Source organism: Kinneretia sp. DJ1R-11 (assembly GCF_025717595.1).
In the GTDB taxonomy this organism is placed as follows: Bacteria; Pseudomonadota; Gammaproteobacteria; order Burkholderiales; family Burkholderiaceae_C; genus Paucibacter_A.
Genome location: NZ_JAJIRR010000021.1, coordinates 1 through 25,767 on the forward strand (window position 1 = coordinate 1; position 25,767 = coordinate 25,767).

Consider the following 25,767-nt stretch of genomic DNA (forward strand, 5'->3'; position numbering starts at 1 on the left):
CAATGATCCCAAGGTCCGCGCCGCTTATCTGGGCGAGTGAAGCGGGGCGGCAGCAGCCGCCGCGTTCCGCACAAAACAAAAGAGACCCTCGGGTCTCTTTTTTGTTGGCAGGGCCTAGGCCCTCTTTCTTTACTTGCGTTTCTTGCCAGCGGCCTTCGCTGCAGGAGCTGGTGGCGGCGTTTGTGGCTCGCTCGGGGTGATGCCGATTCCGCCCTCAGTCAGGGGCTCGTTCACCTGGGCCATGGCCACTTGCTCGGCGTGCTGGCAACCGTCCACCAAGCGCTGGCCGATGCGGGTGTTCATCAGCATGGACTTGGCTGGAATCTGCAGCCAGACCACGCCGGCTTGCTTGTCCTCAAGTCGGACCGCGCCGGTCGTGGTCGGCTCCGGCGCCATGTTGTAGATGGTGCGGCCGAATTGCAGGCGGAAGCGGCCCGGCTGCTCGGGGTGGGGGGTCACGGACACCTTGCTTTTGAATTCGCAATTGGCTTCGCCGGCATGTACATGGGGCGCCACGGCCAGCTGCTCTTCGCTCAAGGGGCTGTGATCCTCGGTGGCGATCTCGGGCGCGGCCGCAGCAGCGGCTGGCTTGAGCTTGGCCGCCAGGCGGTTGCGCGGCTTGGCGCTCTCCACGGCTGCCGACCAGGAACTTGCGCTCACGGCCGCCAGTGCGAAGGCGATCACAGTCGATTTCAATCGGGTGTTCATGACAGTTGAGGCCTCTTGAGGCAGATGCATTCGGAATGCCACCATTGTCGCTCCGCACCGAGGCGGCTGGGGTAATCGTTTGCCAGCAAATGCAAGCAGGGGTGCCTGCCTGCCACCAACCTTAAGCGGCGTCGTACTCGCCTGCAAAGTAGGCTTGGCGTGCCTCGATCGGCAGGGGCTGGCCGGTGCTGTGAGCGCGCTCCAGCACGTGCCAGAAATAGCGATAGCTGGCCCGGTCATGCAAGCTGTCGCGGTGCTGGATGGGCGCCCACTGTGCGGCTTGGGCCGCTTGGATGATCTCCAGTGCCTCATCGAGCTCGGCAGCGCTGGGCGCAAATGCGTCGAGGATGGGCTGGATCTGGGCGGGGTGGATGCTCCACATGCGGGTGTAGCCGAACTCACGCGCGGCCCGGCTGGCGGCGTGCTGCAAGGCGGCGCTGTCTTTGAATTCGGTCACGACGCAATGCGATGGGGTTTTCGCATGGGCATGGGCTGCCGCAGCAATCTCCAACTTGGCGCGTGCCACCAGCGGGTGGCTGAATTGGCCTTCGGCCGTCAGTGCATGGCGAGGAATGGCGCCGCGGTGGGCCGAGACGAAGTCCATGAGCCCGAAGGACAGAGACTCGATCCGAGGGTGGGCCGCGATCTGCGCGACTTCACGCAGTGCTCCATGGGTTTCGATCAGGGTGTGCAAGGGCAGGGGCTTGGCGATGCCGTGGCGCAGCAGGCTGGCGTCGATGAAGTCACAGGCGTGTTGGAGATCGGCCGCGCTACGAGGCTTGGGGATCATCAAATAGGCCAGGCACTCGCCCGAGCCGGCCAGCAGGCCGTCGACATCTGCTTCAAACGCCGGGTGATCGAAAGGGTGGACGCGTGCCCCGACCCGGCCATGGCGGTTCAGGCTGCTGTTCAGCAGTTCGTTCACGCATTGCACATGCTCGGCCTCGCCGCCGATGGGCGCGCCGTCCTCGCAGTCCAGGGTGATGTCGAACACCGGGCCCATTTCGGCCTGCAAGTCCAGGCTTTTGCGCATGCGTGCCTCGACGCCGCAGTAGTGGTCGACCACGGGAAGGCTGACGGCACGATCTCCGTCCTCGAACAGGGCCAGTTTGGGGTGCAGGGCAGGCAGGGCGCTCATGACGGTCGGACTCGGTGCGTGGTTCAGGCGATGTGGTGGAAACAAATCGGGCCGGCATGATTGCCATGCCGGCCCGATTCTCTGCTCAAACAGCCCGCGCTGCGGGCTTCAGTGGCATCACAGCAGGTGCTTGACGCCGTCTTGTTCGGCCAGCAGTTCGTCCAGAGTCTTCTTGATGCACTCTTGCGAGAAGGCATCGATTTCCAGGCCTTCGACGATCTTGTATTCGCCGCCTTCGCAGGTGACGGGATAGCCGAACATGACTTCCTTGGGGATGCCGTATTCGCCATTCGAGGGGATGCCCATGGTGACCCACTTGCCTTGTGTGCCCAGGGCCCAATCGCGCATGTGGTCGATGGCGGCGTTGGCGGCCGAGGCAGCCGAGGACAGTCCGCGTGCTTCGATGATGGCGGCACCGCGCTTGCCCACGGTGGGCAGGAAGGTGTCCTTGTTCCAGACCTGGTCGTTGATCATGTCCTTGACCGAGGCGCCGTCGATGGTGGCGTAACGGTAGTCGGCGTACATGGTCGGCGAGTGGTTGCCCCACACGGCCAGCTTCTCGATGGCGGCCACCGGCTTGCCGGTCTTGGCGGCGATCTGCGAAGCGGCGCGGTTGTGGTCCAGGCGCAGCATGGCGGTGAAGTTCTTGGCCGGCAGGTCCGGGGCCGACTTCATGGCGATGTACGCGTTGGTGTTGGCGGGGTTGCCGACCACCAGCACCTTGACATTGCGCGAAGCCACGGCGTTCAAGGCCTTGCCCTGGGTCGTGAAGATCTGGCCGTTGATGGACAGCAGCTCGGCGCGCTCCATGCCGGCCTTGCGCGGCATCGAGCCGACCAGCAGGGCGTAGTCGGTGTCCTTGAAGGCTTGCATCGGGTCGCTGTGGGCTTCGATGCCGACCAGCAGCGGGAACGCGCAGTCTTCCAGCTCCATGATCACGCCCTTGAGCGCCTTTTGCGGGCCTTCGACCGGCACTTCCAGCAATTGCAGGATCACGGGCTGGTCTTTGCCCAGCATTTCGCCGGAGGCGATGCGGAACAGCAGGGCATAGCCAATTTGGCCGGCAGCGCCGGTGACGGCAACGCGAACGGGTTTCTTGCTCATGGAGTGACTCCGAAGGTTGGGAAGTAGGAACGAATCGGTACTGCAAAAAATCGCTGGACGCTGCCCTGCGGACGAGCCGCTTGCCTGAGCCCGTGGCGAACCAGGCCGGGCGCAGCGAGTGCGCGGCAAGTGTAGGACAGACTCCGGGCATTCCCCTATGCTGGCGCTCGTTCGGGCCGCAGATTGGCGCTGCAAAACCAGGCTTTATGGTGAAAATCTGACAGTCTTGTGTCTTATAGAAGACTTGGGCGCTCGGAAATGATGATCCGTCTGGACTCGCTTGCCTCGCCTGTGCTGCAATGCCGGCCATGCCCCTTAGCCCGCCGTCCAGCGCCACCACGAAAATGCGTTCGCCTGCCGACAGGGGCGGGGTGGCGGAGCTCGGTTCGGAGGTCTCGATCGGCGCCGGTTCGGCTGCGTTCAGTCCGCTGTACCGGCAGATCAAGGGTCTGCTGATCGGCCGCTTGCAGGCCGGTGAGTGGAAGGCCGGCGAGGCCATCCCGAGCGAGCTGGAGCTGGCGGCGCGCTTCGGCGTCAGCCAAGGCACCGTGCGCAAGGCCATTGACGAGATGGCGGCCGAGAACCTGTTGGTGCGGCGCCAGGGCAAGGGGACTTTTGTCAGCACCCATGCCGAGCAGAAGCAGCAGTACCGTTTTTTGCGCTTGATGCCAGATGAGGGCAGCGAGTCGCTAGGCCGTCAATTGCTGGATTGCAAGCGCCTGCGTGCGCCGGCGGCCATCGCGCGCCAACTGCAGCTGCGCACCGGCGACCCCATGCTTGAAGTGCGCCGCTTGCTGCACAGCAAGGGCGAACCGGTGGTTCTGGATGACATCTGGTTGCCAGGGCAGCTGTTCAAAGGCCTCAGCAGTGAGCTCCTGAACCAGCACCGCGGTCCGTTTTATGGCTTGTTCGAGACCGAGTTCGGGGTCCACATGATTCGGGCTCAGGAGAAGATCCGAGCGGTACCGGCCGATGTCGAAAGTGCGGCCTTGTTGCGGGTCGCACCGGGCACCCCGCTGCTCAGTGTGGAGCGCCTGTCATTCACCTATGGGGATAAACCGGTAGAGTTGCGGCGCGGTCTCTACAACACGGCCTCGCACTTCTACCGCAATGAGCTGAACTGAGTCTTGCAGCAGTGAATTGCCACTCTCTGCGTTGTGTCCGGCGCACTTGTTTCGGCAGCCCTCGTGCTGCATTGCAATAAACTCCCGTGGTTTCACGTTGATTACAAAGGTTGGGTATGACAGACGCCAGCAATTCAAAAGCAAAAAATCGACCGGTCTATCGCAACATCCATGTGACCGAGATCATCTCCTACCGTCTGCCGCCAGCCGGCATCGTGTCCATCTTGCACCGCATCAGCGGCTTGCTGATGTTCTTGCTGCTGCCCTTCATCATCTGGATGTTTGACGCCAGCGTCACTTCGGAAATCTCCTACGAGAGTTTCACCAACGCCTTTGTGGCCGGCATTGGCTTCGTGCCTGCCTGGTTCGTCAAGCTGACCGTGCTGGGCCTGATCTGGGGCTATCTGCACCACTTCATCGCTGGCGTGCGCCATCTGTGGATGGACGCGACTCACAGCGTCAGCAAGGAGCAAGGTCACAACTCGGCCGTCATCACGCTGGCTTTGAGTGTGCTGCTGACCTTGCTGCTGGGCGCCAAGCTGTTCGGCCTGTACTGATCGATGGCCATTTAGGAAAGAAGAGACAAGCAATGAGTACTTTTGGCTCCAAACGCATCGTCGTCGGTGCGCATTACGGTTTGCGCGACTGGCTGGCGCAACGTATCACGGCTGTTCTGATGGCTTTGTTCACGGTGGTTTTGCTGGCGCAGTTTCTGATGCCCGGCGAACTCGGTTATGACCGCTGGGCGGGCATCTTCGCGCAGCAGTGGATGAAGGCCTTGACCTTTGTCGTGATCCTTTCCTTGGCCTACCACGCGTGGGTCGGTGTTCGGGATATCTGGATGGACTATGTGAAGTCGGTCGCTGTGCGCCTGGCTCTGCAGGTGTTCACGCTGGTGTGGTTGGTGGCTTGCGCCGGTTGGGCGATTCAAGTGCTGTGGAGACTGTGATGACGGTGGCGAACAACAAGACAATTCCTAAGCGCAAGTTTGATGTGGTGATCGTCGGAGCCGGTGGCTCGGGCATGCGCGCATCCTTGCAGCTCTCTCTGGCCGGCCTGAATGTTGCCGTGCTGTCCAAAGTCTTCCCGACCCGCTCGCACACCGTGGCCGCTCAGGGCGGCGTCAGCGCTTCGCTGGGCAATATGAGCGAGGACAACTGGCACTATCACTTCTTCGACACCGTCAAGGGTTCGGACTGGCTGGGTGACCAGGACGCGATCGAGTTCATGTGTCGCGAAGCGCCCAAGGTCGTGTACGAGTTGGAACACTTCGGCATGCCCTTCGACCGCAATGCCGACGGCACCATCTATCAGCGTCCCTTCGGCGGCCACACTGCCAACTACGGTGAAAAGCCGGTGCAGCGTGCCTGCGCTGCGGCCGACCGTACCGGCCACGCCATGCTGCATACCCTGTACCAGCAGAACGTCAAGGCCAAGACGCAGTTCTTCGTCGAGTGGATGGCCCTGGACCTGATCAAGGACGAGGCCGGCGATGTGGTCGGTGTGACCGCGCTGGAAATGGAAACCGGCGAGCTGCACATCATGGAGGCCAAGACCGTCTTGCTGGCCACCGGTGGTGCCGGCCGGATCTTCGCGGCCTCGACCAATGCCTTCATCAACACCGGTGACGGCCTGGGCATGGCGGCGCGTGCCGGCATTCCGCTGGAAGACATGGAGTTCTGGCAGTTCCACCCGACCGGCGTGGCTGGTGCGGGCGTGCTGCTGACCGAAGGCTGCCGTGGCGAAGGCGCAATCCTGCGCAATGCCAATGGCGAGCGCTTCATGGAGCGCTATGCACCGACGCTGAAGGACCTGGCGCCGCGTGATTTCGTGTCTCGCTGCATGGACCAGGAAATCAAGGAAGGCCGTGGCTGTGGTCCGAACAAGGACTACATCGAGCTGGACATGACCCACCTCGGCGCCGAGACCATCATGAAGCGCCTGCCCTCGGTGTTCGAGATCGGCCACAACTTCGCCAATGTCGACATCACCAAGGAGTCCATCCCGGTGGTGCCGACCATCCACTATCAGATGGGTGGCATTCCGACCAATATTTACGGTCAGGTTGTGGCGCCCAAGGACGGCAACCCGAATGCGGTGGTCAATGGCCTGTACGCTGTGGGCGAATGTGCTTGCGTCAGCGTGCACGGCGCCAACCGCCTGGGCACGAACTCGCTGCTGGACCTGCTCGTCTTCGGCCGCGCGGCCGGCAACCACATCGTCGAGTCGGGTTTGAAGCAGAAGCTGCATAAGGCGCTGCCGGCCGACGCTGGCGCGCAGTCGGTCGCTCGCCTGGAACGTCTGGACCAGAGCAGCTCGGGCGAGTATGCCCAGGATGTTGCCAACGACCTGCGCGCCGCCATGCAGCTGCACGCCGGTGTGTTCCGCACCCAGGAGTCGCTCAACGCCGGCGTGGGCAAGATCGCCGAGATCGCCGCCCGGGTGAAGAACATCACCCTGAAGGACAAGTCCAAGGTCTTCAACACCGCCCGCATCGAAGCGCTGGAAGTCGAGAACCTGATCGAGGCGGCGCAAGCCACCATCGTGTCGGCAGCGGCCCGCACCGAAAGCCGCGGCGCGCACACGGTCAATGACTACGGCGACACGCCCGAGCACCCGAACGGCCGCAATGACGCGCAGTGGATGAAGCACACGCTCTGGTATTCGGCCGGCAACCGCCTGGACTACAAGCCGGTCAATCTGAAGCCGCTGACGGTCGAGTCGATCCCGCCGAAGGTTCGTACCTTCTGATCGACTCCGCACCGACCACCTGCGACCCGAATATCAAGGACACCCCATGACCAAGCGTACCTTCCAGATCTACCGCTACGACCCGGACAAGGATGCCAAGCCCTATATGCAGACCCTCGAGGTCGAGCTGGACGGCTCCGAGCGCATGCTGCTGGACGCGCTGATGAAGCTCAAACAGGTCGATCCGACCCTGAGCTTCCGCCGTTCCTGCCGCGAAGGCGTGTGCGGCTCTGACGCCATGAACATCAACGGCAAAAACGGTCTGGCCTGCCTGACCAATATGCGCACCTTGCCGGGTGTTGTGGTGCTCAAGCCGCTGCCGGGCCTGCCGGTGGTGCGAGACCTGATCGTCGACATGACGCAGTTCTTCAAGCAGTACAACTCGATCAAGCCCTTCCTGATCAACGACACGCCGCTGCCTGACAAGGAGCGTCTGCAGTTCCCTGAAGAGCGCGACGAGCTGAACGGCCTGTACGAGTGCATCCTGTGCGCCAGCTGTTCGACCAGCTGCCCCAGCTTCTGGTGGAACCCCGACAAGTTCGTCGGTCCCGCCGGTCTGCTGCAAGCCTATCGTTTCATCGCTGACAGCCGCGACCAGGCCACGGCCGAGCGCCTGGACAATCTGGAAGATCCGTACCGCCTCTTCCGTTGCCACACCATCATGAACTGCGTCGATGTCTGCCCCAAGGGTCTGAACCCCACCAAGGCCATCGGCAAGATCAAGGAAATGATGGTGCGCCGCGCTGTCTGACGCGCCTGCACCCGCCCTGGCCATGAGCACAGCAGCTGCCATCACCCCTGCACCGGACGCGCTGATCGACGAGCGCGCCCTGTCCAAGCTGCGCTGGCGTTGCCGGCGCGGTTTGTTGGAGAACGATCTCTTGATCGAGCGCTTCTTCAACACTTACGCGGACAGGCTGACCGAAGCGCAAGCCCAAGGGCTGCGGGATTTGATGGATTTGTCCGATAACGATCTGCTGGACCTGCTGCTGCGCCGCAAGGAGCCGGAAGGCGACTTGCTGCGCCCCGATGTTGAAGAAGTCCTGAGCCTCATCAGGACTGCCCCGTAAAAGTTTTCCCAAGAAGTCAAAGGACCTGCTCATGACACCGTCTGACGTCAAAGCCACCCTGTCGTTCTCCGACGGCAGCCCGCAAATGGACCTGCCCATTTACAAGGGTTCGGTCGGCCCGGATGTGATCGACATCCGCAAGCTGTACGCGCAGACGGGCAAGTTCACCTACGACCCGGGCTTCCTGTCCACGGCTTCGTGCAACTCCACCATCACCTACATCGACGGTGACAAGGGCGAGCTGCTGTACCGCGGCTACCCGATCGAGCAGCTGGCCGTCAACTGCGACTATCTCGAGACCTGCTATCTGCTGCTCTACGGAGAGCTGCCGAACGAGACGCAGAAGGGCGATTTCGAGAACCGCGTCATGCACCACACCATGGTGAATGAGCAGATGCAGTTCTTCCTGCGCGGCTTCCGTCGCGACGCGCACCCGATGGCCGTGATGACCGGCTTGGTGGGCGCCATGTCGGCTTTCTATCACGACAGCACCGACATCAATAACCCCGAGCATCGTGAGATCGCGGCGATCCGCTTGATCGCCAAGATGCCGACCCTGGTGGCCATGGCCTACAAGTACACCATCGGTCAGCCCTACATCTACCCGAAGAACGACCTCAGCTACGCCGGCAACTTCATGCGCATGATGTTCGCCACGCCCTGCGAGGATTACAAGCCCAATGACGTGCTGGTGCGCGCCATGGACCGCATCTTCACCCTGCACGCCGACCACGAGCAGAACGCTTCGACCTCGACCGTGCGCCTGTGCGGCTCGTCGGGTACAAATCCGTTTGCTGCCATCGCGGCCGGCGTGGCTTGCCTGTGGGGCCCCGCCCACGGCGGCGCCAACGAGGCCTGCCTGAACATGCTGGGTGACATCCAGAAGCAGGGCGGCGTCGACAAGATTGGCGAGTTCATCAAGCAGGTCAAGGACAAGAACTCCGGCGTCAAGCTGATGGGCTTCGGTCATCGCGTCTACAAGAACTACGACCCGCGTGCCAAGCTGATGCGCGAGACCTGCTACGAGGTGCTGGGCGAGCTGGGCCTGCAGGACGACCCGCTGTTCGAACTGGCCATGAAGCTGGAAAAGATCGCGCTGGAAGACGAGTACTTCGTCGCCCGCAAGCTCTATCCGAACGTCGACTTCTACTCGGGCATCGTGCAGCGCGCCATCGGCATCCCGGTGCCGCTGTTCACCGCCATCTTCGCCCTGGCTCGCACGGTCGGCTGGATTGCCCAGCTGAACGAAATGATCGGCGATCCGGAGTACAAGATCGGCCGTCCGCGTCAGCTCTTCGTCGGCGCCAACTCGCGCAACGTCAAGCCCATCGGCGAGCGTTGAGCGTCGCCCGCAGACCGGGTTGATCCCGGTCCGTTGGCCTGCTGCCGCAGGTCACAATGCAGCCCCTGCCGGCCATCGGCCGCAGGGGCTGTTTTTTTGCGTCTCGGTCTTGCTGGTCGTGCCGGCGGAGGATCGAAACTGGCTCTGATCGAGTGTCGATCGACGCCGGTTCAAGCGCTCAAACCCTGCTTTGCGCAAATTCCCAATTTGCATGTGCGCAGAATGCGTCTTGCATCGGCTATGCTTCGGCCTCGTTGGCAAACGTTTGCCAACCCCCAATAAGTCACATCAAAAGAGAGATGGCTCGGTTTTCGGCATTTCGGTGCAGAAGCCAGAGTTGTCCGTCAGCGAGACCGTGCGAGTGTTGATCCTGTGAGCACCATCAAAGATGTCGCAGCCCTGGCCGGGGTGTCCTTCACCACCGTGTCCCATGTGCTGAACGAGACCCGCCCGGTCAGTGCCGATGCGCGCCGGCGTGTCTTGGCCGCAGTCGAGGAAATCGGCTACCTGCCCAGCGCGGTGGCGCGCTCGCTGCGCAAGAGCGAGACCAAGATCGTGGGCGTGCTGGTGCCCAATGTGCAGAACCCCTTCTTCGCCGAGCTGGTCTGTGGCGTCGAAGAAAGCTGTCGCCTGGCCGGCTACTCGGTGTTCCTCTGCAATTCCGACAACGACCCCAAGCGTCAGCAGCAGTACATGCGCACCTTGCTGGAAAAGCGAGTCGATGGCTTGCTGCTGTCCTCGGCCGGCGACGACGAAGCCCTGGCCCGTATCTTCAAGCTGGCCAGCGTGCCCTCGGTGACCGTGGACCGTCTGGTGCCGGGCGCGCGCGCCGACCGGGTGTCGGTGCACAACCAGCAAGGCGCCTACAAGGCCGTGCGTCATCTGATCGAGCTCGGCCACCGCCGCATCGCTTGCATCAGCGGCCCGGCCGAGTTTGAAGTGGCGCGCGAGCGGATCGAGGGCTGGCGCCGTGCCCTGCAGGAAGCAGGCATCACGCCGGACGAGCGCTGGGTGATCGAGAGCGATTTCAGCAGCCCCGGCGGCTACGACGCCGCGCGGCGCCTGCTGATGGCTCAAGCCCAGCCAGCGCTTGGCGCAGACGCGCCCTTCACCGGCATCTTTGCCAGCAACGACATGATGGCAGTGGGCGCGCTGCGCGCTGCTGCAGAGATGGGCCTGCGCGTGCCGCAGCAGCTCTCGGTGGTTGGTTTTGATGATATCGAGCTCAGCCGCTACGTTTTCCCGGCGCTGACCACGGTGGGTTGCTCCATCAAGGAGCTGGGCCATGAGGCCGGCCGCGTGCTGATCGAACGCATCGAGAACCCGGGTGCCGCTCTGAAAGATGTTTTGTTGACCCCGCGCCTGGTTGTGCGCGAGAGCACGGCCGCACCCGAGGCGGCACTGGTCGCCCCCTGATTTTGAAATCGGTAGAACTCAAGATGACAGCACGCAGCGTGACCGTGGTCGGCAGCCTCAATATCGACATGCTTGCGCATTCCGAGCGCTTGCCCGAGCCGGGCGAGACCCTGGTGGGAGAGCGCTTTGTGATGACGCCCGGAGGCAAGGGCGCCAACCAGGCTGTGGCTGCGGCCCGCCTCGGTGCCCATGCGGCCTTTCTGTCGCGCGTAGGCACGCGCCAGTACGGCAGTGAGCTGCTGCAGGCGCTGGAAGGTGAGGGCATCGATTGCCGTGCCGTGCACCGCGACCCTGAAGCTTTGCCAGGAATCGCCGTCATCATGGTGGCCAGCCGCGACGGCGAGAACGCTATCGTCTACGTGCCGGGCAGCAATGCCCAGCTGAGCACGGCCGATGTTCAAGCTGCCCGCGAGCAACTGCAAGCCAGCGCCGTGGTGGTGGCTCAGCTGGAGGTGCCGGTGCCGGCCATTCTGGCGGCCTTTGAAATTGCGCGGGCGGCAGGTGCCATCACGGTGCTCAATGCCGCACCGGCCCTGGCGGTGCCGGCCGAGCTGCTGGCGCTCAGCGACTGGCTGGTGGTCAATGAGACCGAGGCTTTGTTGATGGCGGCTGGCGATGCATCGCTTGATGTCGCCGCCGCGGCAGAGTGTTTGCGTGCCCGTGGGCCGGCCCAGGTGCTGGTGTCCCTGGGCGCCAAGGGTGCATTGCTGTGCAATGCCGAGGGTCAGGTCTTGTTGCCGGCCCAAGCGGTCAAGGCGGTGGAGACCGTCGGCGCCGGCGACACCCTGGTGGGCGGCTTGGCCGCAGCCTTGGCCGAAGGGCAGGGCGCGCAAGCCGCTGTTCGCCTCGGGCAAGCCGCGGCCGCGCTGGCGGTCAGCCGCCCCGGCGTGCAAGATGCCATGCCGCGCCGCGCTGAATTGGGCGCCGCGTTTGCGCCGCGCTGAACGAATCAATGATGAAGGAGAAGCGCTTGGCTTCTCCGAGTGAGTTTTTGGAAGCAGTACTGTCATGACTGATTTCTCGCACCGCCCCCGCTCGGTGATTTTCGACACCGACCCAGGCATTGACGATGCCATGGCGCTGTTCCTGCTGGCCCGTCATCCGGCGCTCAAGCTGCGTGCCGTGACTTCGGTGTTCGGCAATGCCTCGATCGAGGTGACCACGCGCAATGCGCGCGCGCTCTGCGCCTTTTACGGCCAGCCGGTGCCCGTCGCCGCCGGCGCTGCAGGCCCTTTGTTCGCGCATGCCGCGCGGCCGCATTCCACCCATGTTCATGGTGAAGACGGCTTGGGCGGCCGCGCCGAATTGGCCCTGACTGATCAAAACCTGGCCCCGCTCGACCCGCGCCCTGCGCATGAGCTGATCTGCGACATGGTCAATGCCGAACCGGGCGAGATCACGCTGATCGCCGTCGGTCCCATGACCAATCTGGCCCTGGCCCTGCAGCATGACCCCGGCATCGCCGGCAAGGTGGCCCAGGTCATCATCATGGGCGGCGCTTTTGGCACCCACGGCCACAGCGGCAACGTCACGCCGGTGGCCGAGGCCAACATCATCAACGACCCCGAGGCGGCCGATCAGGTGTTGGCCGCGCCTTGGCCGGTGGTGGTCGTCGGTCTGGACGTGACCCATGCGGTGGTGATGCAGGAGTCCTACCTCGACGGCCTGCGCGGCCGGGGCGGGCAGGGCGCTGCGGTGGGCGAGTTTCTCTGGCAGGCCACCCGCCACTACCAGGACTTCTATCGCAGCGTGGCCGGCATCGAGGGCATCTACGGCCACGACGCCAGCGCGATTGCCTATGGCATCGACCCCAGCCTGTTCACCCTGCGCGCCGGCCCGGTGCGGGTGGTGACCGAGGGCCTGGCTGTGGGCCAGACCATTCAGAACACCCGGCCCGCGGCCAGCCTGACGGCCCCCTGGGACCAGTGCCCCGTGCAGCAGGTCTGCGTGGCCGTCGACGGCCCGCGACTTCTGGCGCTTTTTGAGCAGGTGTTTGACCCATCGTTCGATCGCCCGGCCGCCTAAAGTCTGGCCCCATCCACCCATTGTCTGGCCCCATCCACCCATTCATCCCCGGAGTTCCCGACCATGAGCACGACGACGATCCTGAAAGCCCGCTGGCTGCTGACCATGACCCCCGGCAGCGAGGTGCTGAACGAGCACGCCCTGGTCATGCAGGGCGTGCGCATTGCCGCCATCCTGCCCTGGGCCGAGGCTGAAGCGCAGTTCCCCGATGCACAGCGCGTGGAACTGGGTCAACACGTGCTGATCCCCGGCCTGATCAACGGCCACACCCACTCGGCCATGTCCTTGCTGCGCGGCGTGGCCGACGATGTGCCGCTGATGGACTGGCTCAACAACCACATCTGGCCGCTGGAGAAGAAGTGGGTCAGCGAGGACTGGACCTACCAGGGCAGCCTGCTCTCGGCCGCCGAGGCCTTGCGAGGCGGCGTCACCTACCTCAATGACATGTACTTCTTCCCCACGGCCATGGCCCGCGCCGCGGTGGATTCTGGCATCCGCGCTGGCGTGTCCATCAATGTGATCGACTTCCCCACCGGCTATGCCTCCGGCCCGGACGATTACATCGCCAAGGGCGTGGCTGCTTATGAGCAGTTCAAGGGCGAGGCCTTGCTGGACTGGACCAGCGCACCGCACGCGCCCTACACCGTGTCGGACGAAACCTTCGTCAAGCTGCGCGAGCTGTCCGAGCGCCTGGACATCCAGATGCACTGCCACATCCACGAAACCGAAGACGAAGTGCAAGGCAGCCTGAAGCAGTACGGCATGCGCCCGCTGGAGCGCCTGAACAAGCTGGGCGTGTTGAACTCGAAGATGATGGCCGTGCACATGGTGCACCTGAACGAGGACGAAATCACCATGCTGGCCCGCCAGGGCGTGCACCTGGTGCACAACCCCAACTCCAACCTCAAGCTGGCCTCGGGCGTGGCGCCCATCACGGCCCTGGAGGCGGCCGGCGTCAACACCATCCTCGGCACCGATGGCGCGGCCTCCAACAACCGCCAGGACATGTTCGGCGAGATCCGCGCCGCAGCCTTGCTGGCCAAGGGCACGACGCAGAACAGCACCACCGTCTCGGCCCGTACCGCGCTGGAAATGGCCACCATCCGCGCCGCCAAGGCCATGGGCCGCGAGGCGGATCTGGGCTCGCTGGAAGTGGGCAAGCTGGCCGATGTGGTGGCCGTCTCGCTCGACGCGCTGGAATGCCGCCCGGTCTACCACGCCGACGCGCAGCTGGTCTACGTGGCCGGCCGCGAGCATGTCTCCGACGTCTGGGTCGGCGGTCGCCGCGTGCTCAAGGGCCGAGAGCTGACCACTCTGGATCAGGGCGCCCTGCTGGACCGCGTGGACGCCATCGTCCATGCCATGAAAACCGAGCGCTGAAGCTCGGGAAAGCTGAAGCAAAGAGGGGCCGCCAGGAATTCTTGGCAGGCCCCTTCGCTGCTTTGTCCGGCCAGGTCCCGCGCTCTCGGTAGAATCCCGCACCTTCACACGGCATCTTGGCCGTGCCATCCACGCGGGACACCATGGCAACACCCAAGCACTTGCTTTCTTTCGAGGGCGGCAACGCTCTATCCGCCTTTCGGGCTCAGGCCTTGCTGCCGCAGCTGCAGGCGATCAACGAACGTATCAACGGTGTGCAAGCGCGCCATGTGCATTGGGTTTGGGCCGATGCGGCCCTGGATGCGGATGCTGGTGCCAAACTGGCCGCGCTGCTGAACTATGGCGATGCCTATGTGGGCGGCGAAGACGGCCATCTGGTGGTGGTGGCCCCGCGCCTGGGCACGGTCAGCCCTTGGGCTTCCAAGGCCACCGACATCGCGCACAACTGCGGCCTGAACATCCACCGCGTCGAGCGCGTCACCGAGTACCGCATCACCCTCAAGAGCGGCCTGCTGGGCGGCACCAAGACTCTGAGCCAGGCCGAGCTGATCGCCTGCGCCGATCTGCTGCACGACCGCATGACCGAGAGCGTGCTGCTGGCCCGTGAAGACGCCGCCCACCTGTTCGACGAAAAGACCGCCCAGCCGCTGGAGCATGTCGATGTGCTGGGCCAGGGCCGCGCCGCCCTGGTGGCCGCCAACAAGACCTTCGGTCTGGCCCTGTCCGAAGACGAAATCGACTACCTCGAGAACGCCTTCCAGACCCTGAAGCGCAACCCCAGCGACGTTGAGCTGATGATGTTCGCGCAGGCCAATTCCGAGCATTGCCGCCACAAGATCTTCAATGCCAAGTTCACGGTGGACGGTGTCGACCAGGACCTGAGCCTGTTCGGCATGATCCGCAACACCGAGAAGCTGAGCCCGCAGCACACGGTCAAGGCCTATTCGGACAATGCCTCGGTCATGGAAGGCCACCGCATCGAGCGCTGGATGCCAGCCGGCGACCAGCGCGCCCCGCAGTACCAGGCCCGCGAAGAGCTGGCCCATGTGCTGATGAAGGTCGAGACCCACAACCACCCGACCGCCATCTCGCCGTATCCCGGTGCCTCGACCGGCGCCGGCGGTGAAATCCGTGACGAAGGCGCCACCGGTCGCGGCTCCCGCCCCAAGGCCGGCCTGACCGGCTTCTCGGTCTCCAACCTGCACCTGCCGGGCCTGAGCGAGCCCTGGGAGCAAAACCCGGTCGGCAAGCCCAGCCACATCGCCAGCGCCTTGCAGATCATGATCGAAGGCCCGCTCGGTGGCGCGGCCTTCAACAATGAGTTCGGCCGCCCCAATCTGAACGGCTACTTCCGCGTCTACGAGCAGAAGGTGGACGGCATTCAGCGCGGCTATCACAAGCCCATCATGATCGCCGGTGGCCTGGGCGCCATCCGCGACGACCAGACGCAGAAGATCGAGTTCCCGGCCGGCTCCCTGCTGGTGCAGCTGGGCGGCCCCGGCATGCGCATCGGCATGGGCGGCAGCGCCGCCAGCTCGATGGCCGCCGGCACCAACACCGCCGACCTGGACTTCGACTCGGTCCAGCGTGGTAACCCCGAAATCGAACGGCGTGTGCAGGAGGTGATCAACCACTGCTGGGGTCTGGGCGAGAAGAACCCCATCCTGGCCATCCACGATGTGGGCGCCGGCGGCATCTCCAATGCCTTCCCTGAGCTGGTCAACGATGCCCATCGCGGCGCCGTCTTCGATCTGCGCAAGGTGCCGCTGGAAGAGTCCGGCATGGCGCCCAAGGAAATCTGGTGCAACGAGAGCCAGGAGCGCTATGTGCTGGCCATCGCCGCCGACAGCCTGGACCTGTTCCAGCGCATGTGCGAGCGCGAGCGCTGCCCCTTTGCCGTGGTCGGTGTGACCACCGAGAAACGCGAGCTGATTCTGGAAGACGGCCCCGGCGGCCAGCGTGCCGTGGACATGCCCATGGACGTGTTGCTGGGCAAGCCGCCCAAGATGCACCGCGAGGTCAGCCGCGTCGCCCGCGATGCCGGCCGCCTGGACCTGAACGGCGTCAGCCTGGCCAGCGTGGCCCCCACCGTGCTGCGCCACCCGACCGTGGCCTCCAAGCGCTTCCTGATCACCATCGGTGACCGCACCGTGGGCGGCCTGAACAGCCGTGACCAGATGGTCGGCCCCTGGCAGGTGCCGGTGGCCGACTGCGCCGTGACCCTGGCCGATTACAAGGGCTTCGCCGGTGAAGCCATGGCCATGGGCGAGCGCACGCCGCTGGCGGCCGTGGACGGCCCGGCCTCCGGCCGCATGGCGGTGGCCGAGTCCATCACCAACCTGCTGGCCGCGCCGATTGAGCTGCCACGCGTCAAGCTCAGCGCCAACTGGATGGCCGCCTGCGGCGAGCCTGGTGAGGATGCCGCCCTGTTCGACACCGTCAAGGCGGTCGGCATGGAGCTGTGCCCGGCCCTGGGCGTGTCCATCCCGGTGGGCAAGGACTCCCTGTCCATGCGCACCCGCTGGAGCGATGCGCAAGGCAGCGAGCAGCAGGTGACGGCCCCTGTCTCGCTGATCATCACCGCGTTTGCCTCGGTGGTCGACGTGCGCGGCACGTTGACCCCTCAGCTCAAGACCGATGCCGGCGACACCAGCCTGATCCTGGTCGACCTGGGTGCTGGCCAGCACCGCATGGGCGGCTCCATCCTGGCCCAGGCCCTGAACCAGTTCGGCGGTGCCGTGCCTGATCTGGACGACGCGGGCTTGCTGAAGAGCCTGGTCGCCGCAGTCAATGAGCTGCGCGCTGCCGGCCAGCTGCTGGCTTACCACGACCGCGGTGACGGCGGACTCTGGGTCACGGCCTGCGAAATGGCTTTTGCCGGCCATGTGGGCGTGAGCCTCAATGTCGACATGCTGGTCACCGAAGGCGATGGCGTCAGCGACAGCCGCGCCGACACCGGCGACGCCAAGAACTGGGCCACGCAAGTGGGCGCGCGCCGCGAAGAGCTGACGCTCAAAGCCTTGTTCAGCGAAGAGCTGGGCGTGCTGCTGCAGGTGCGCACCGCCGACCGCGACGCCGTGCTGCAGGTGCTGCGCCGCCACGGCCTGTCCAAGCTCAGCCATGTGGTGGGCAAGCCCAATGGCAACGGCCAGGTCGAGGTCTGGCGCGATGCCAAGAAGGTCTACAGCGAATCGCTGGAAAACCTGCACAAGAGCTGGGACGAGGTGTCCTGGCGCATCAACCAGCTGCGCGACAACCCGGCTTGCGCCGACAGCGAGCATGCCCAGGCGGGCCTGGCCAGCGACCCCGGCCGCCATGTGCACCTGAGCTTCGACCCGAACGAGGATGTGGCCGCGCCCTTCATCGCCACCGGCGCTCGCCCCAAGCTGGCCATCCTGCGCGAGCAGGGCGTCAACTCGCATGTCGAGATGAGCTATGCCATGGCGCAGGCCGGCTTCGACACCTTCGACGTGCACATGAGCGATCTGCAGGCCGGCGCAGTGACGCTGGAGCAGTTCAAGGGCTTTGTGGCCTGCGGCGGTTTCAGCTACGGCGACACCCTGGGTGCCGGCGAAGGCTGGGCCCGCTCGGTGATGTTCAACCCGGTGCTGGCCGAGCAGTTCAAGGCCTTCTTCGCCCGCAGCGACAGCTTCGCCCTCGGCGTGTGCAATGGCTGCCAGATGATGGCCGCCCTGTCGCCCATCATCCCGGGCGCGCAGCACTGGCCCAAGTTCACGCGCAACAAGAGCGAGCAGTTCGAAGCCCGCCTGGCCATGGTGGAAGTGCTGGAGTCGCCCAGCCTGTTCTTCCAGGGCATGGCCGGCAGCCGCCTGCCCATCGCTGTGGCGCATGGTGAAGGTTTTGCCGACTTCTCGCAGCGCGGCGATGCCGCCCAGGTCGCACGCGCCATGCGCTATGTCGACCATTCGGGGCAAGCCACCGAGACCTATCCGCTCAACCCCAACGGCAGCCCGGACGGCCTGACTTCGGTGACCACGGCCGATGGCCGCTTCACCGTGCTGATGCCGCACCCGGAACGCGTGTTCCGCAATGTGCAGCTGAGCTGGACCTCGGGCGATGTCAGCGCGTTCAGCCCGTGGATGCGCATGTTCCGCAACGCCCGCAAGGCCTTGGGCTGATTTTCTACTGCGCGGCCGCCAGGCGTCGTTGGTCCGGTGCTCGGAATCCTCACGTACCAAAGTACGTTCCGGTTCCTGTGCTCCGTCCGCCTCGGCCAGAGGCCGAGTCCTTCGCCAGGCTGATCCAGTCCTCAGGACTGGATCAGTCCAGGCTCAGCCTAGCCTGACAGCCGCTCGCTACGAAAATCCTCACGCTCAGGGGCAATAGCTCAGCTCTTGAGCTCCGCGAGCTGCGCCAGCAGCTCGTAGGAGCGCAGCCGGGCCTGGAAATCATGCACCGCCGTGGCGACGATGAACTCGTCGGCGCCGGTGCGTTCCTGCGTGGCGCGCAAGCCCGCGCGCACCGTCACTGGCGAGCCGACGATGGATTCGGCCAGCATGCGCTCAGCCCCCAGACGTTCGGCCGGCGAGGCAGCGGCCCACAGCGGCGCCATGCTGTCCACCGGCCGCGGCAGCGGCCCGCGCTGGCCGCGCTGCATGCCCAGAAAGCGCTGCTGCAGGGAGCTGAACAAGCGACCCGCCTCGGCGTAGCTGTCGGCCACGATCACATTGAGCGCCACCATGGCGTGGGACTTCGGGTGTGCCGCGCTGGGCCGGTACTGGCTGCGGTAGAGATCGAGCGCCTGTTGCAGCAACTCGGGCGCGAAGTGCGAGGCAAACGCAAAGGGCAGGCCCAGATAGGCCGCCAGCTGCGCGCTGTAGAGGCTGGAGCCCAGCAGCCAGATCGGCACCTCGGTGCCCTGGCCGGGGATGGCGCGCACGAGCTGGCCCTCCCGGGCCGGCGCTAGATAGGCCTGCAGCTCCATCACATCTTCGGGGAAGCGGTCCTCAGAAGCGCTGCTCAGATGGCGGCGCAGAGCGCGCATGGTGGGCCCGTCGGTGCCCGGTGCGCGGCCCAGGCCCAGATCGATGCGGCCGGGGTAGAGCGTGGCCAAGGTGCCAAAGGCCTCGGCCACGGTCAGCGGCGCATGGTTGGGCAGCATGACGCCGCCCGAGCCGACCCGGATGCGCGTGGTCGCGGCGGCCAGCTGGCTGATCAAGACCGCGGTGGCGGCGCTGGCCACGCCCTCCATATTGTGGTGTTCGGCCACCCAGAAGCGCTGGTAGCCCATGGCATCGGCATGGCGAGCCAGAGCGATGCTGTGGAGCAGAGCGCTGCGCGCGTCGCTGCCCTCAACAATAGGGGCGAGGTCGAGAATTGAAAGCGGGATGGAGAGCGGGGTCATGCCCCGAGTCTAGGAGTTCGGCGGCTTCGGCACCGGCCTGGGGTCATGGGCGCGCTCTTCGGCCTTGGCCGAGTGCTGCGGTGCCACATAAGGCAGGCGGAAGGTGAATCGGCTGCCCTTGCCCAACTCGCTGCTGAGTTCGATCTGGCCGCCCAGGATGCCGGTGACGATGTTGTAGACAATGTTGAGGCCCAAGCCGGTGCCGCCGCTGCCCATCTTGGTGGTGAAGAAAGGGTCGAAGGCGCGGCGCCGTACCGCCTCGCTCATGCCCACACCGTCGTCCTCCACGACCAACAACAGCCAGTCGGGCGAGAGCTCGTCGGCGCGGATGGACAGGCGGCCATGGTCGCGGCCGCCAAAGGCATGGAGCAGGGCGTTCAGCACCAGGTTGTTGATCACCTGGCCCAGGGGGCCGGGGTAGCTGTCCAGGGGGCGCTGCGTGTGCACCTCGCAGATCACCTCGAACGGTGTGGTGCGCATGCGAGGTCGCAGCAGGCTCAGCACATCGTCCAGGGCGCTGGCCAGGTCGAAGACGCGACGCTGTGAGCTGGTCTGGTCGACCGAGAGCTGCTTGAAATGCGATACCAGTTCGGTCGAGGTGCTCAGCGAGCGGAGCAGGATGCTGGCCGCCGTGCCGGCGTCGCGCAAATAGTCAGCCAGGTGCTGGCGACGCATGCCCGGGCCGTTGAACTCGGCTTGGATCTCACGCGTGCGCTCCTCCAGGGTCGAGGCCGTGGTCAGGCAGTTGCCCAGTGGGGTGTTGAGCTCATGGGCCACGCCGGCGACCAGTGAGCCCAGGGCTGCCATTTTTTCCGAGCGCAGCAGCTCGTCTTGGGCCTGGCGCAGGGTGTGCATGGCCTCGGTCAACTCGGCCGTGCGGCTGCTGACGCGGTCTTCCAGTTCGGCATTGAGTTTGACCAGGGCGCGCTCAGCTTGGCGCTGCTCGGTGATGTCGCGAGCAATGCCCAGGTAGCCCATGGCCGGACCGCCGCGGTCGCGCACCAGGCTGACGGTCAATGAGACATCGAGCGCGCTGCCGTCTTTGCGCAGATAGGTCCAGACCCGCGTTTCGCTGCCATGGACCCTGGCCAAGGCCACGAAGGTGTCAAAGCCCTGGATGGTCTCGCCCAGAGCAGCGCTCAGCTCGACGGCGCGCTGCTGCACTTCCTCGCGCCGGTGCAGAAAGTCGGGGTAGCGGCCCAGCATCTCGCGCTCGTTGTAGCCCAGCATGCGCTCGGCGCCGCGGTTGAAGACCGTGATGCGGCCGGCCAGATCGGTGGCAATGATGGCGACGTCACTGGCCGAGTCGAGGATGGCTTGTAGGCGATTCAAGGTGTCGGTGAGCGCCGCCTGCGACTCCAGCAGGGCCTGTTGCGCGATTTTGGCCGCGCTGATGTTGCGGCCGGTGCCGCGGTAGCCGGCGAACTGACCCTGGGCGTCGAAGAAGGGCACGCCCGAGACGCTGACATGGCGGATGCTGCCGTCGGCTGCATACTGCGCATACTCGAAGTTACGAAACGGTTCGTGCCGTTCCAGCAGGGCCTGGTGAGCCGACCAGTCTGTGCCGGGAACCAGAGCCGGCGATTCCCAGCGCTTGAGGCCCAGCAAGAGCTGCGAGGGAACCTGGGTGGCGCGTTCCGCCGGCCGCGAGACAAAGCTCAGGCGCAGCTCGCGGTCCTGCTCCCAGACCCAGTCGGTGGACAGTTCGGTCAAGCTGCGAAAGCGGGCTTGTTCGGAATCCAGTGCCGCCTGCATCTGGCGGCTGCGATCGATCTCTTCGCCCAGGGTTTGGTTGTGAATGAGCAGCAGACGGCGGCGGTAAACCAGCAGACCGGCCAGCCAGGTCAGCGCCAGGCTCACGCCCGCGGACAACACGGTTTCCATCGAGCGCCAGCTCGGGCCTTGGCTCCAGCCCTGGGCCGGGACGCCTGCCAGCATCCAGACAGCGCCCGGCAGATTCACGGCCAGCAGCATGGGCTGGCCTTGGGTCAGGTTGCCTTCACCCCAGATCGACTCCCCAAGACTGTCGGCGTTCAGACCCGGCAAGTAGAGGCCCAAGCGGAGGTCGCTGCGCCCCTCCAGCCCGGTGCTCTGCACGAAGCGTTGCAGGTCCGCCACGACCGAAATCACGCCCCAGTATTGCGGAGCCCCGCCTTCCCGTTTTGGCAGAAAGACCGGCACGCGCTGAATCAAGCCATAGCCGCCTTGCACCAGCTTGACCGGCCCGACGAGCAGTGGCTGGCCCAGCTGGCGCGCCCTCTGAATCTGCTCGTGTTGGCGCGGAATCTTGCGGTAGTCCAGGTGCAGGACGGCTTCATTGCCGGCCAGGGGGTAGACGTACTCCGCCACATCATCGGGTGCGGCGACGATGCTGCGGACGTGGGGTAGCAGGCGGATCACCTGGCTGCTCATGGCCTGGAAGCGTGCCTCGGAAATACCGCCGTCCAGGCGAATCAGTGCCTCCAGGCCCAGGGTGGGCGCGAAGGTCGTCTGTGCCACGGCCTCGAGCCGGCTGCGCAAGGCGTTCAGCTCCTGCTGAACCCTGACCTGCTCCTCGGCCAGGGTCTGTCCGTGACGCAACCAAGCCAGGGCGATGCACAGGCTCAGGCTGATGACGGCGGTCAGCAAGGCCGGCCAGTAGGCCAACAGCGTGCGGACAAGACTCGGGCGTTCAGGCGCGGGGCTGGCGATGGGGGGCGACTGGGGCTGGGGTTGCGGGCTCATCGCCGGTGGGCTGGGTCGCGAAGAAGACGGTTTGAGTCGACGGTATCACAGCGCCGGCGACCCGCCAGCCGGGAAAGTGCCTGCAGTGGAGCGCTTGATGCTTCAGTCGGCGCTGCCCAGTTGCACGGCCTGCTTGCGTGTCTTGCCGGCGTTCCACAGGCTCAGGGTCACCCGCTCACCGACCTGGCGGCGCTCGAGCAGACTCAGCATTTCATCGAGGTCACGCACGGGTTCCTCATTGACGGCGGTGATGACATCGCCCGGGATCACCCTGCCGTCGCGACCACGTGCGAACACTTGCAAGCCAGCTTGTGCCGCCGGGCTGCCCGGGGTGACACGCAGCAGGGCCACGCCCTTGGGCAGCTTGAGCGCCTGGTTGACGTTGTCCGGCGCAGCCGTGATGCCCAGGGCCGGGCGGATCAGGCGGCCATCGCGGATCAGCCGTGGCACGATGCGGTTGACCTCGTCCACGGGAATCGCAAAGCCGATGCCGGCGCTGGCGCCGCTCGGGCTGTAGATCGAGGTGTTGACGCCGATCAGTCGGCCGGCCGAGTCGAGCAGGGGGCCGCCCGAGTTGCCTGGGTTGATGGCTGCATCGGTTTGGATGGCGCCCCGAATGGTTCGCCGGGTCACGGACTCAATCTCGCGGTTGAGGGCGCTGACGATGCCCAAGGTCAAGGACTGGTCCAGACCGAAAGGGTTGCCGATGGCATAGACCGACTGTCCGACCTGAAGTTCGCGGCTGCTGCCGATCGCGATGGCCGCCAATTTTTCTTTGGGCGCTTCGATGCGCAACACGGCCAGGTCGCGGTCGGGGAAGCTGCCGACCAGCTTGGCCGGGTAGCTGCTCTGGTCTGACAGCGTGACGGTGGCGGCGTCGCCGTCCTGGATGACGTGGAAGTTGGTTACCACATGACCGGCATCGTCCCAGATGAAGCCACTGCCGGTGCCGCGCGGCTGCTGGGTGATGTTCATGGAAAACATGTCGCGGCTCAGGGCCAAGGTGGTGATGTGCACCACGGAAGGCGAGACCTTCTTGAATACTTGGATGTTGTTCTGTTCACCAGCGTCAAGCGGGCCGCGCGGCTGCACGGCGCGTGGTTCGGCCTGCGGCTTGCTCTGGGCGGTGTTGGGCCAGCAGGCGCTCAAGGTCACGCCGGCCAACAAGGCCAGGGCGAGCAGGGCGGCTTGGGAGGCAAGGGTGGTGGGCAGTTTCATCGGGCGTGGTGAAGAGGTTCTAGAGGGCAAACACTTCAGATCGTTGTGCCGGGCCGCGTTTCAAGTCCGGCAGCGCGTTTTAGGGCGGCTTGCCCGTAGACTGCCGCCATTCTGACTCTTCTCGCGGCATGCTTTTGGCCCCCGACCTGACTCCCGCCCCGAACTCCGCGCTGAAGCGCGTGCCTCGCCTCGACGCCTTGCGCGGCGCCGCCATCGTCTGGATGGCGGCCTTCCATTTCTGCTTCGACCTCAACCACTTTGGCTGGATCACGCAGAACTTCCACCGCGACCCCTTCTGGACGGGCCAGCGCACGGCCATCGTCAGCCTCTTTCTGCTGTGCGCCGGCCTGGGCCAGGCGCTGGCCTTGCACCAGGGCCAGCCCTGGTCTCGCTTCTGGCGGCGCTGGGCCCAGGTGGCCGGCTGCGCCCTGCTGGTCAGCGCGGGTTCGGCGCTGATGTTTCCGCGCAGCTTCATCAGCTTCGGCGTGCTCCACGGCATGGCGGTGATGCTCTTGATCCTGCGTGCGCTCGGGCCGCGCCTGCCGCTCTGGGCCTGTCTGGGCCTGGGCCTGCTGGCCTGTAGCGCCCCGCAGCTCTGGACGCATCCTTTCTTTGACAGCCGCTGGACCAACTGGGTCGGCCTGGTCACGCGCTTGCCTATCACCGAGGACTTTGTGCCGGTCCTGCCTTGGCTGGGCCTGATGCTTTGGGGCTATGCCGCAGGCCGTTGGCTGCTGGACACGCGCCCAGCCTGGCTGGCTGGCGGGCTGACGGCGCCCCTGCAGCCCTTGGCGTTGCTGGGCCGCTGGTCTTTGAGTTTCTACATGTTGCATCAACCGGTTTTGATCGGTTTTCTGGGCGCAGCCGCTACGATGCGGGGATGAGCAGCAGCAGCAACAAAATTCTCTTTGGCTTCCATGCCGTGACCGTGCGCCTGAAGACGCATCCCAAATCGATCAGCGAGATCCATGTCGACGCCAGCCGGCGCGACCAGCGCATGCGCCAGTTTGTCGAGCGTGCCACCGAGGCCGGCGCCAAGCTGGTGGACAGCGATGACGATCGACTGGGCAAGCTGGCTGGCAGCAGCCGTCACCAGGGCGTGGTCGCCCGTGTGCAGCCCCTGGCCATGCAACACTCGCTCGACGCCGTGATGGAAGACCTGGAAGCGGCCGAGGTGATGCCTTTGCTGTTGGTACTGGACGGCGTGACCGATCCGCACAACCTCGGCGCCTGCCTGCGCGTGGCCGATGGCGCCGGCGCCAACGCCGTGATCGCACCCAAAGACCATGCCGTGGGCCTGAACGCCACCGTGGCCAAGGTCGCCAGCGGCGCGGCGGAGACCGTGCCTTACCTCATGGTGACGAACCTGGCCCGCTCGCTCAATGAGCTGAAAGAACGAGACATCTGGATCATCGGCACCTCCGACCAGGCGAGCAAATCGATCTACGACATCGACCTGAACCGCCCGGTCGCCCTGGTGCTAGGCGCTGAGGGCGACGGCCTGCGCCAGCTCACCGCCAAGACTTGTGACGAGCTGGTCAGCATTCCCATGCTGGGCGCGGTCGAAAGCCTGAATGTCTCGGTCGCAGCAGGGGTGTGCCTCTACGAGGCGCTGCGCCAACGCCGCCCCAGCCAGGGATAATCGGCGGCTCCCCCTTTTTCGCACCCAAGAAGAGCACAGCCATGGCCGTCATTGAAGTCCAGCACCCCCTCGTCAAACACAAGATTGGTCTGATGCGCGAGGCCGACATCTCGACCAAGAAGTTTCGCGAGTTGACGGGCGAAGTCGGCCGCCTGCTGGCCTACGAGGCCACGGCCGACTTTCCGCTGGAAAAGACCACGATCGAATGCTGGAGCGGTCCGACGGCCGTGGACCAGATTGCTGGCCGCAAGGTCACGGTCGTGCCCATCCTGCGTGCTGGTCTGGGCATGATGGACGGCGTGCTGGACATGATCCCGAACGCCAAGATCTCGGTCGTGGGCCTGGCCCGTGACCACGAGACCCTGCAGCCGGTCCATTACTTCGAACGCTTTGTCGGCCAGCTCGATGAGCGAACCGCCCTGATCGTTGACCCCATGCTGGCCACCGGTGGTTCCATGATCGCCACCATCGACCTGCTCAAGAAGCGTGGCTGCAAGGACATCCGAGCCCTGGTGCTGGTCGCCGCACCCGAGGGTGTCGCCGCGCTTGCCGCGGCCCACCCCGATGTGCGCTGCTGGACTGCGGCCATCGACAGCCATCTGGATGAGCAGGGCTACATCATTCCCGGCCTCGGCGACGCCGGCGACAAAATCTTCGGGACGAAAGAGGGCTAGTAGCCCTCTTTCGATCTTGGAAGGCTAAGCAGCGTCTGCCTACCCCCCGGGCAACGCGGCAAACACGAAGCTTGAATGGCAGGCAC

Annotated in this window: 21 protein-coding genes; 15 read left to right on the forward strand and 6 right to left on the reverse strand. The window is 65.1% G+C overall.

The features are described 5' to 3' along the window. Nucleotides 1–129: 129 nt before the first annotated feature. The 3 genes from LNV23_RS22990 to LNV23_RS23000 all read right to left on the reverse strand — a co-directional run bounded on the left by LNV23_RS22990 (nucleotide 130) and on the right by LNV23_RS23000 (nucleotide 2,950). A complete protein-coding gene (locus LNV23_RS22990) occupies nucleotides 130–708 on the reverse strand; it encodes a ParB N-terminal domain-containing protein (protein ID WP_263565104.1) in 579 nt (192 codons plus the stop codon). 121 nt (nucleotides 709–829) lie between these two features. Further along, nucleotides 830–1,846: an HpcH/HpaI aldolase/citrate lyase family protein gene (locus LNV23_RS22995; RefSeq protein WP_263565105.1), complete on the reverse strand. Its 1,017-nt coding sequence runs from the start codon at nucleotides 1,844–1,846 to the stop codon at nucleotides 830–832. A gap of 117 nt (nucleotides 1,847–1,963) precedes the next feature. Next, the gene (locus LNV23_RS23000) at nucleotides 1,964–2,950 is read right to left on the reverse strand and encodes a malate dehydrogenase (RefSeq protein WP_263565106.1); all 987 of its coding nucleotides are present in this window, start codon (nucleotides 2,948–2,950) and stop codon (nucleotides 1,964–1,966) included. A gap of 308 nt (nucleotides 2,951–3,258) precedes the next feature. On the opposite strand from LNV23_RS23000, the gene LNV23_RS23005 reads away from it, so the two are divergent. The 12 genes from LNV23_RS23005 (at nucleotide 3,259) to purL (ending at nucleotide 18,197) form a co-directional block, all read left to right on the forward strand. After that, nucleotides 3,259–4,074, forward strand: coding sequence for a GntR family transcriptional regulator (locus LNV23_RS23005; RefSeq protein ID WP_411910624.1), 816 nt, complete (start codon nucleotides 3,259–3,261; stop codon nucleotides 4,072–4,074). A 116-nt stretch (nucleotides 4,075–4,190) separates the two neighbouring features. Continuing rightward, nucleotides 4,191–4,631 (forward strand): succinate dehydrogenase, cytochrome b556 subunit, encoded by a 441-nt coding sequence (gene sdhC / locus LNV23_RS23010; protein ID WP_263520027.1) that lies wholly within the window; start codon nucleotides 4,191–4,193, stop codon nucleotides 4,629–4,631. A gap of 32 nt (nucleotides 4,632–4,663) precedes the next feature. Then, complete coding sequence (gene sdhD / locus LNV23_RS23015) at nucleotides 4,664–5,023, forward strand: succinate dehydrogenase, hydrophobic membrane anchor protein (protein ID WP_263565107.1); 360 nt, start codon at nucleotides 4,664–4,666, stop codon at nucleotides 5,021–5,023. Next, on the forward strand, nucleotides 5,023–6,825 hold the full coding sequence (gene sdhA, locus LNV23_RS23020) for a succinate dehydrogenase flavoprotein subunit (RefSeq protein WP_263565108.1): 1,803 nt from the start codon (nucleotides 5,023–5,025) through the stop codon (nucleotides 6,823–6,825). The genes sdhD and sdhA overlap by 1 nt, the downstream gene beginning before the upstream one ends. Nucleotides 6,826–6,871: 46 nt before the next feature. Continuing rightward, nucleotides 6,872–7,576 (forward strand): succinate dehydrogenase iron-sulfur subunit, encoded by a 705-nt coding sequence (locus LNV23_RS23025; protein WP_263520031.1) that lies wholly within the window; start codon nucleotides 6,872–6,874, stop codon nucleotides 7,574–7,576. A 22-nt stretch (nucleotides 7,577–7,598) separates the two neighbouring features. Then, a complete protein-coding gene (locus LNV23_RS23030; protein WP_263565109.1) occupies nucleotides 7,599–7,895 on the forward strand; it encodes an FAD assembly factor SdhE in 297 nt (98 codons plus the stop codon). Between the two features lie 31 nt (nucleotides 7,896–7,926). Continuing rightward, nucleotides 7,927–9,237: a citrate synthase gene (gene gltA, locus LNV23_RS23035; RefSeq protein WP_263520033.1), complete on the forward strand. Its 1,311-nt coding sequence runs from the start codon at nucleotides 7,927–7,929 to the stop codon at nucleotides 9,235–9,237. 372 nt (nucleotides 9,238–9,609) lie between these two features. Beyond that, entirely contained in the window at nucleotides 9,610–10,653 is a 1,044-nt protein-coding gene (locus LNV23_RS23040) for a LacI family DNA-binding transcriptional regulator (protein WP_263565110.1), read from the forward strand. A 23-nt stretch (nucleotides 10,654–10,676) separates the two neighbouring features. Beyond that, nucleotides 10,677–11,597: a ribokinase gene (locus tag LNV23_RS23045; RefSeq protein WP_263565111.1), complete on the forward strand. Its 921-nt coding sequence runs from the start codon at nucleotides 10,677–10,679 to the stop codon at nucleotides 11,595–11,597. A gap of 64 nt (nucleotides 11,598–11,661) precedes the next feature. Then, entirely contained in the window at nucleotides 11,662–12,678 is a 1,017-nt protein-coding gene (locus LNV23_RS23050; RefSeq protein ID WP_263565112.1) for a nucleoside hydrolase, read from the forward strand. Nucleotides 12,679–12,741: 63 nt separating this feature from the next. Continuing rightward, complete coding sequence (locus LNV23_RS23055) at nucleotides 12,742–14,058, forward strand: TRZ/ATZ family hydrolase (RefSeq protein WP_263565113.1); 1,317 nt, start codon at nucleotides 12,742–12,744, stop codon at nucleotides 14,056–14,058. 143 nt (nucleotides 14,059–14,201) lie between these two features. After that, nucleotides 14,202–18,197: a phosphoribosylformylglycinamidine synthase gene (gene purL, locus LNV23_RS23060; RefSeq protein WP_263565114.1), complete on the forward strand. Its 3,996-nt coding sequence runs from the start codon at nucleotides 14,202–14,204 to the stop codon at nucleotides 18,195–18,197. Between the two features lie 209 nt (nucleotides 18,198–18,406). Here purL and LNV23_RS23065 read toward each other — a convergent pair whose 3' ends face one another. The 3 genes from LNV23_RS23065 to LNV23_RS23075 all read right to left on the reverse strand — a co-directional run bounded on the left by LNV23_RS23065 (nucleotide 18,407) and on the right by LNV23_RS23075 (nucleotide 23,365). Beyond that, complete coding sequence (locus LNV23_RS23065) at nucleotides 18,407–19,423, reverse strand: LLM class flavin-dependent oxidoreductase (RefSeq protein ID WP_263565115.1); 1,017 nt, start codon at nucleotides 19,421–19,423, stop codon at nucleotides 18,407–18,409. 9 nt (nucleotides 19,424–19,432) lie between these two features. Beyond that, a complete protein-coding gene (locus LNV23_RS23070; RefSeq protein WP_263565116.1) occupies nucleotides 19,433–22,147 on the reverse strand; it encodes a PAS domain S-box protein in 2,715 nt (904 codons plus the stop codon). A gap of 102 nt (nucleotides 22,148–22,249) precedes the next feature. Continuing rightward, the gene (locus LNV23_RS23075) at nucleotides 22,250–23,365 is read right to left on the reverse strand and encodes a S1C family serine protease (RefSeq protein ID WP_263565117.1); all 1,116 of its coding nucleotides are present in this window, start codon (nucleotides 23,363–23,365) and stop codon (nucleotides 22,250–22,252) included. A gap of 128 nt (nucleotides 23,366–23,493) precedes the next feature. On the opposite strand from LNV23_RS23075, the gene LNV23_RS23080 reads away from it, so the two are divergent. From LNV23_RS23080 to upp, 3 genes are read left to right on the forward strand one after another with little or no spacing between them, the layout of a single operon-like run. Beyond that, nucleotides 23,494–24,249: an acetyltransferase domain-containing protein gene (locus LNV23_RS23080; protein WP_263565118.1), complete on the forward strand. Its 756-nt coding sequence runs from the start codon at nucleotides 23,494–23,496 to the stop codon at nucleotides 24,247–24,249. Beyond that, nucleotides 24,246–25,007 (forward strand): 23S rRNA (guanosine(2251)-2'-O)-methyltransferase RlmB, encoded by a 762-nt coding sequence (gene rlmB / locus LNV23_RS23085; RefSeq protein WP_263565119.1) that lies wholly within the window; start codon nucleotides 24,246–24,248, stop codon nucleotides 25,005–25,007. The genes LNV23_RS23080 and rlmB overlap by 4 nt, the downstream gene beginning before the upstream one ends. A gap of 41 nt (nucleotides 25,008–25,048) precedes the next feature. Next, nucleotides 25,049–25,681 (forward strand): uracil phosphoribosyltransferase, encoded by a 633-nt coding sequence (upp, locus tag LNV23_RS23090; protein WP_263520044.1) that lies wholly within the window; start codon nucleotides 25,049–25,051, stop codon nucleotides 25,679–25,681. The last annotated feature ends 86 nt before the right edge of the window (nucleotides 25,682–25,767 follow it).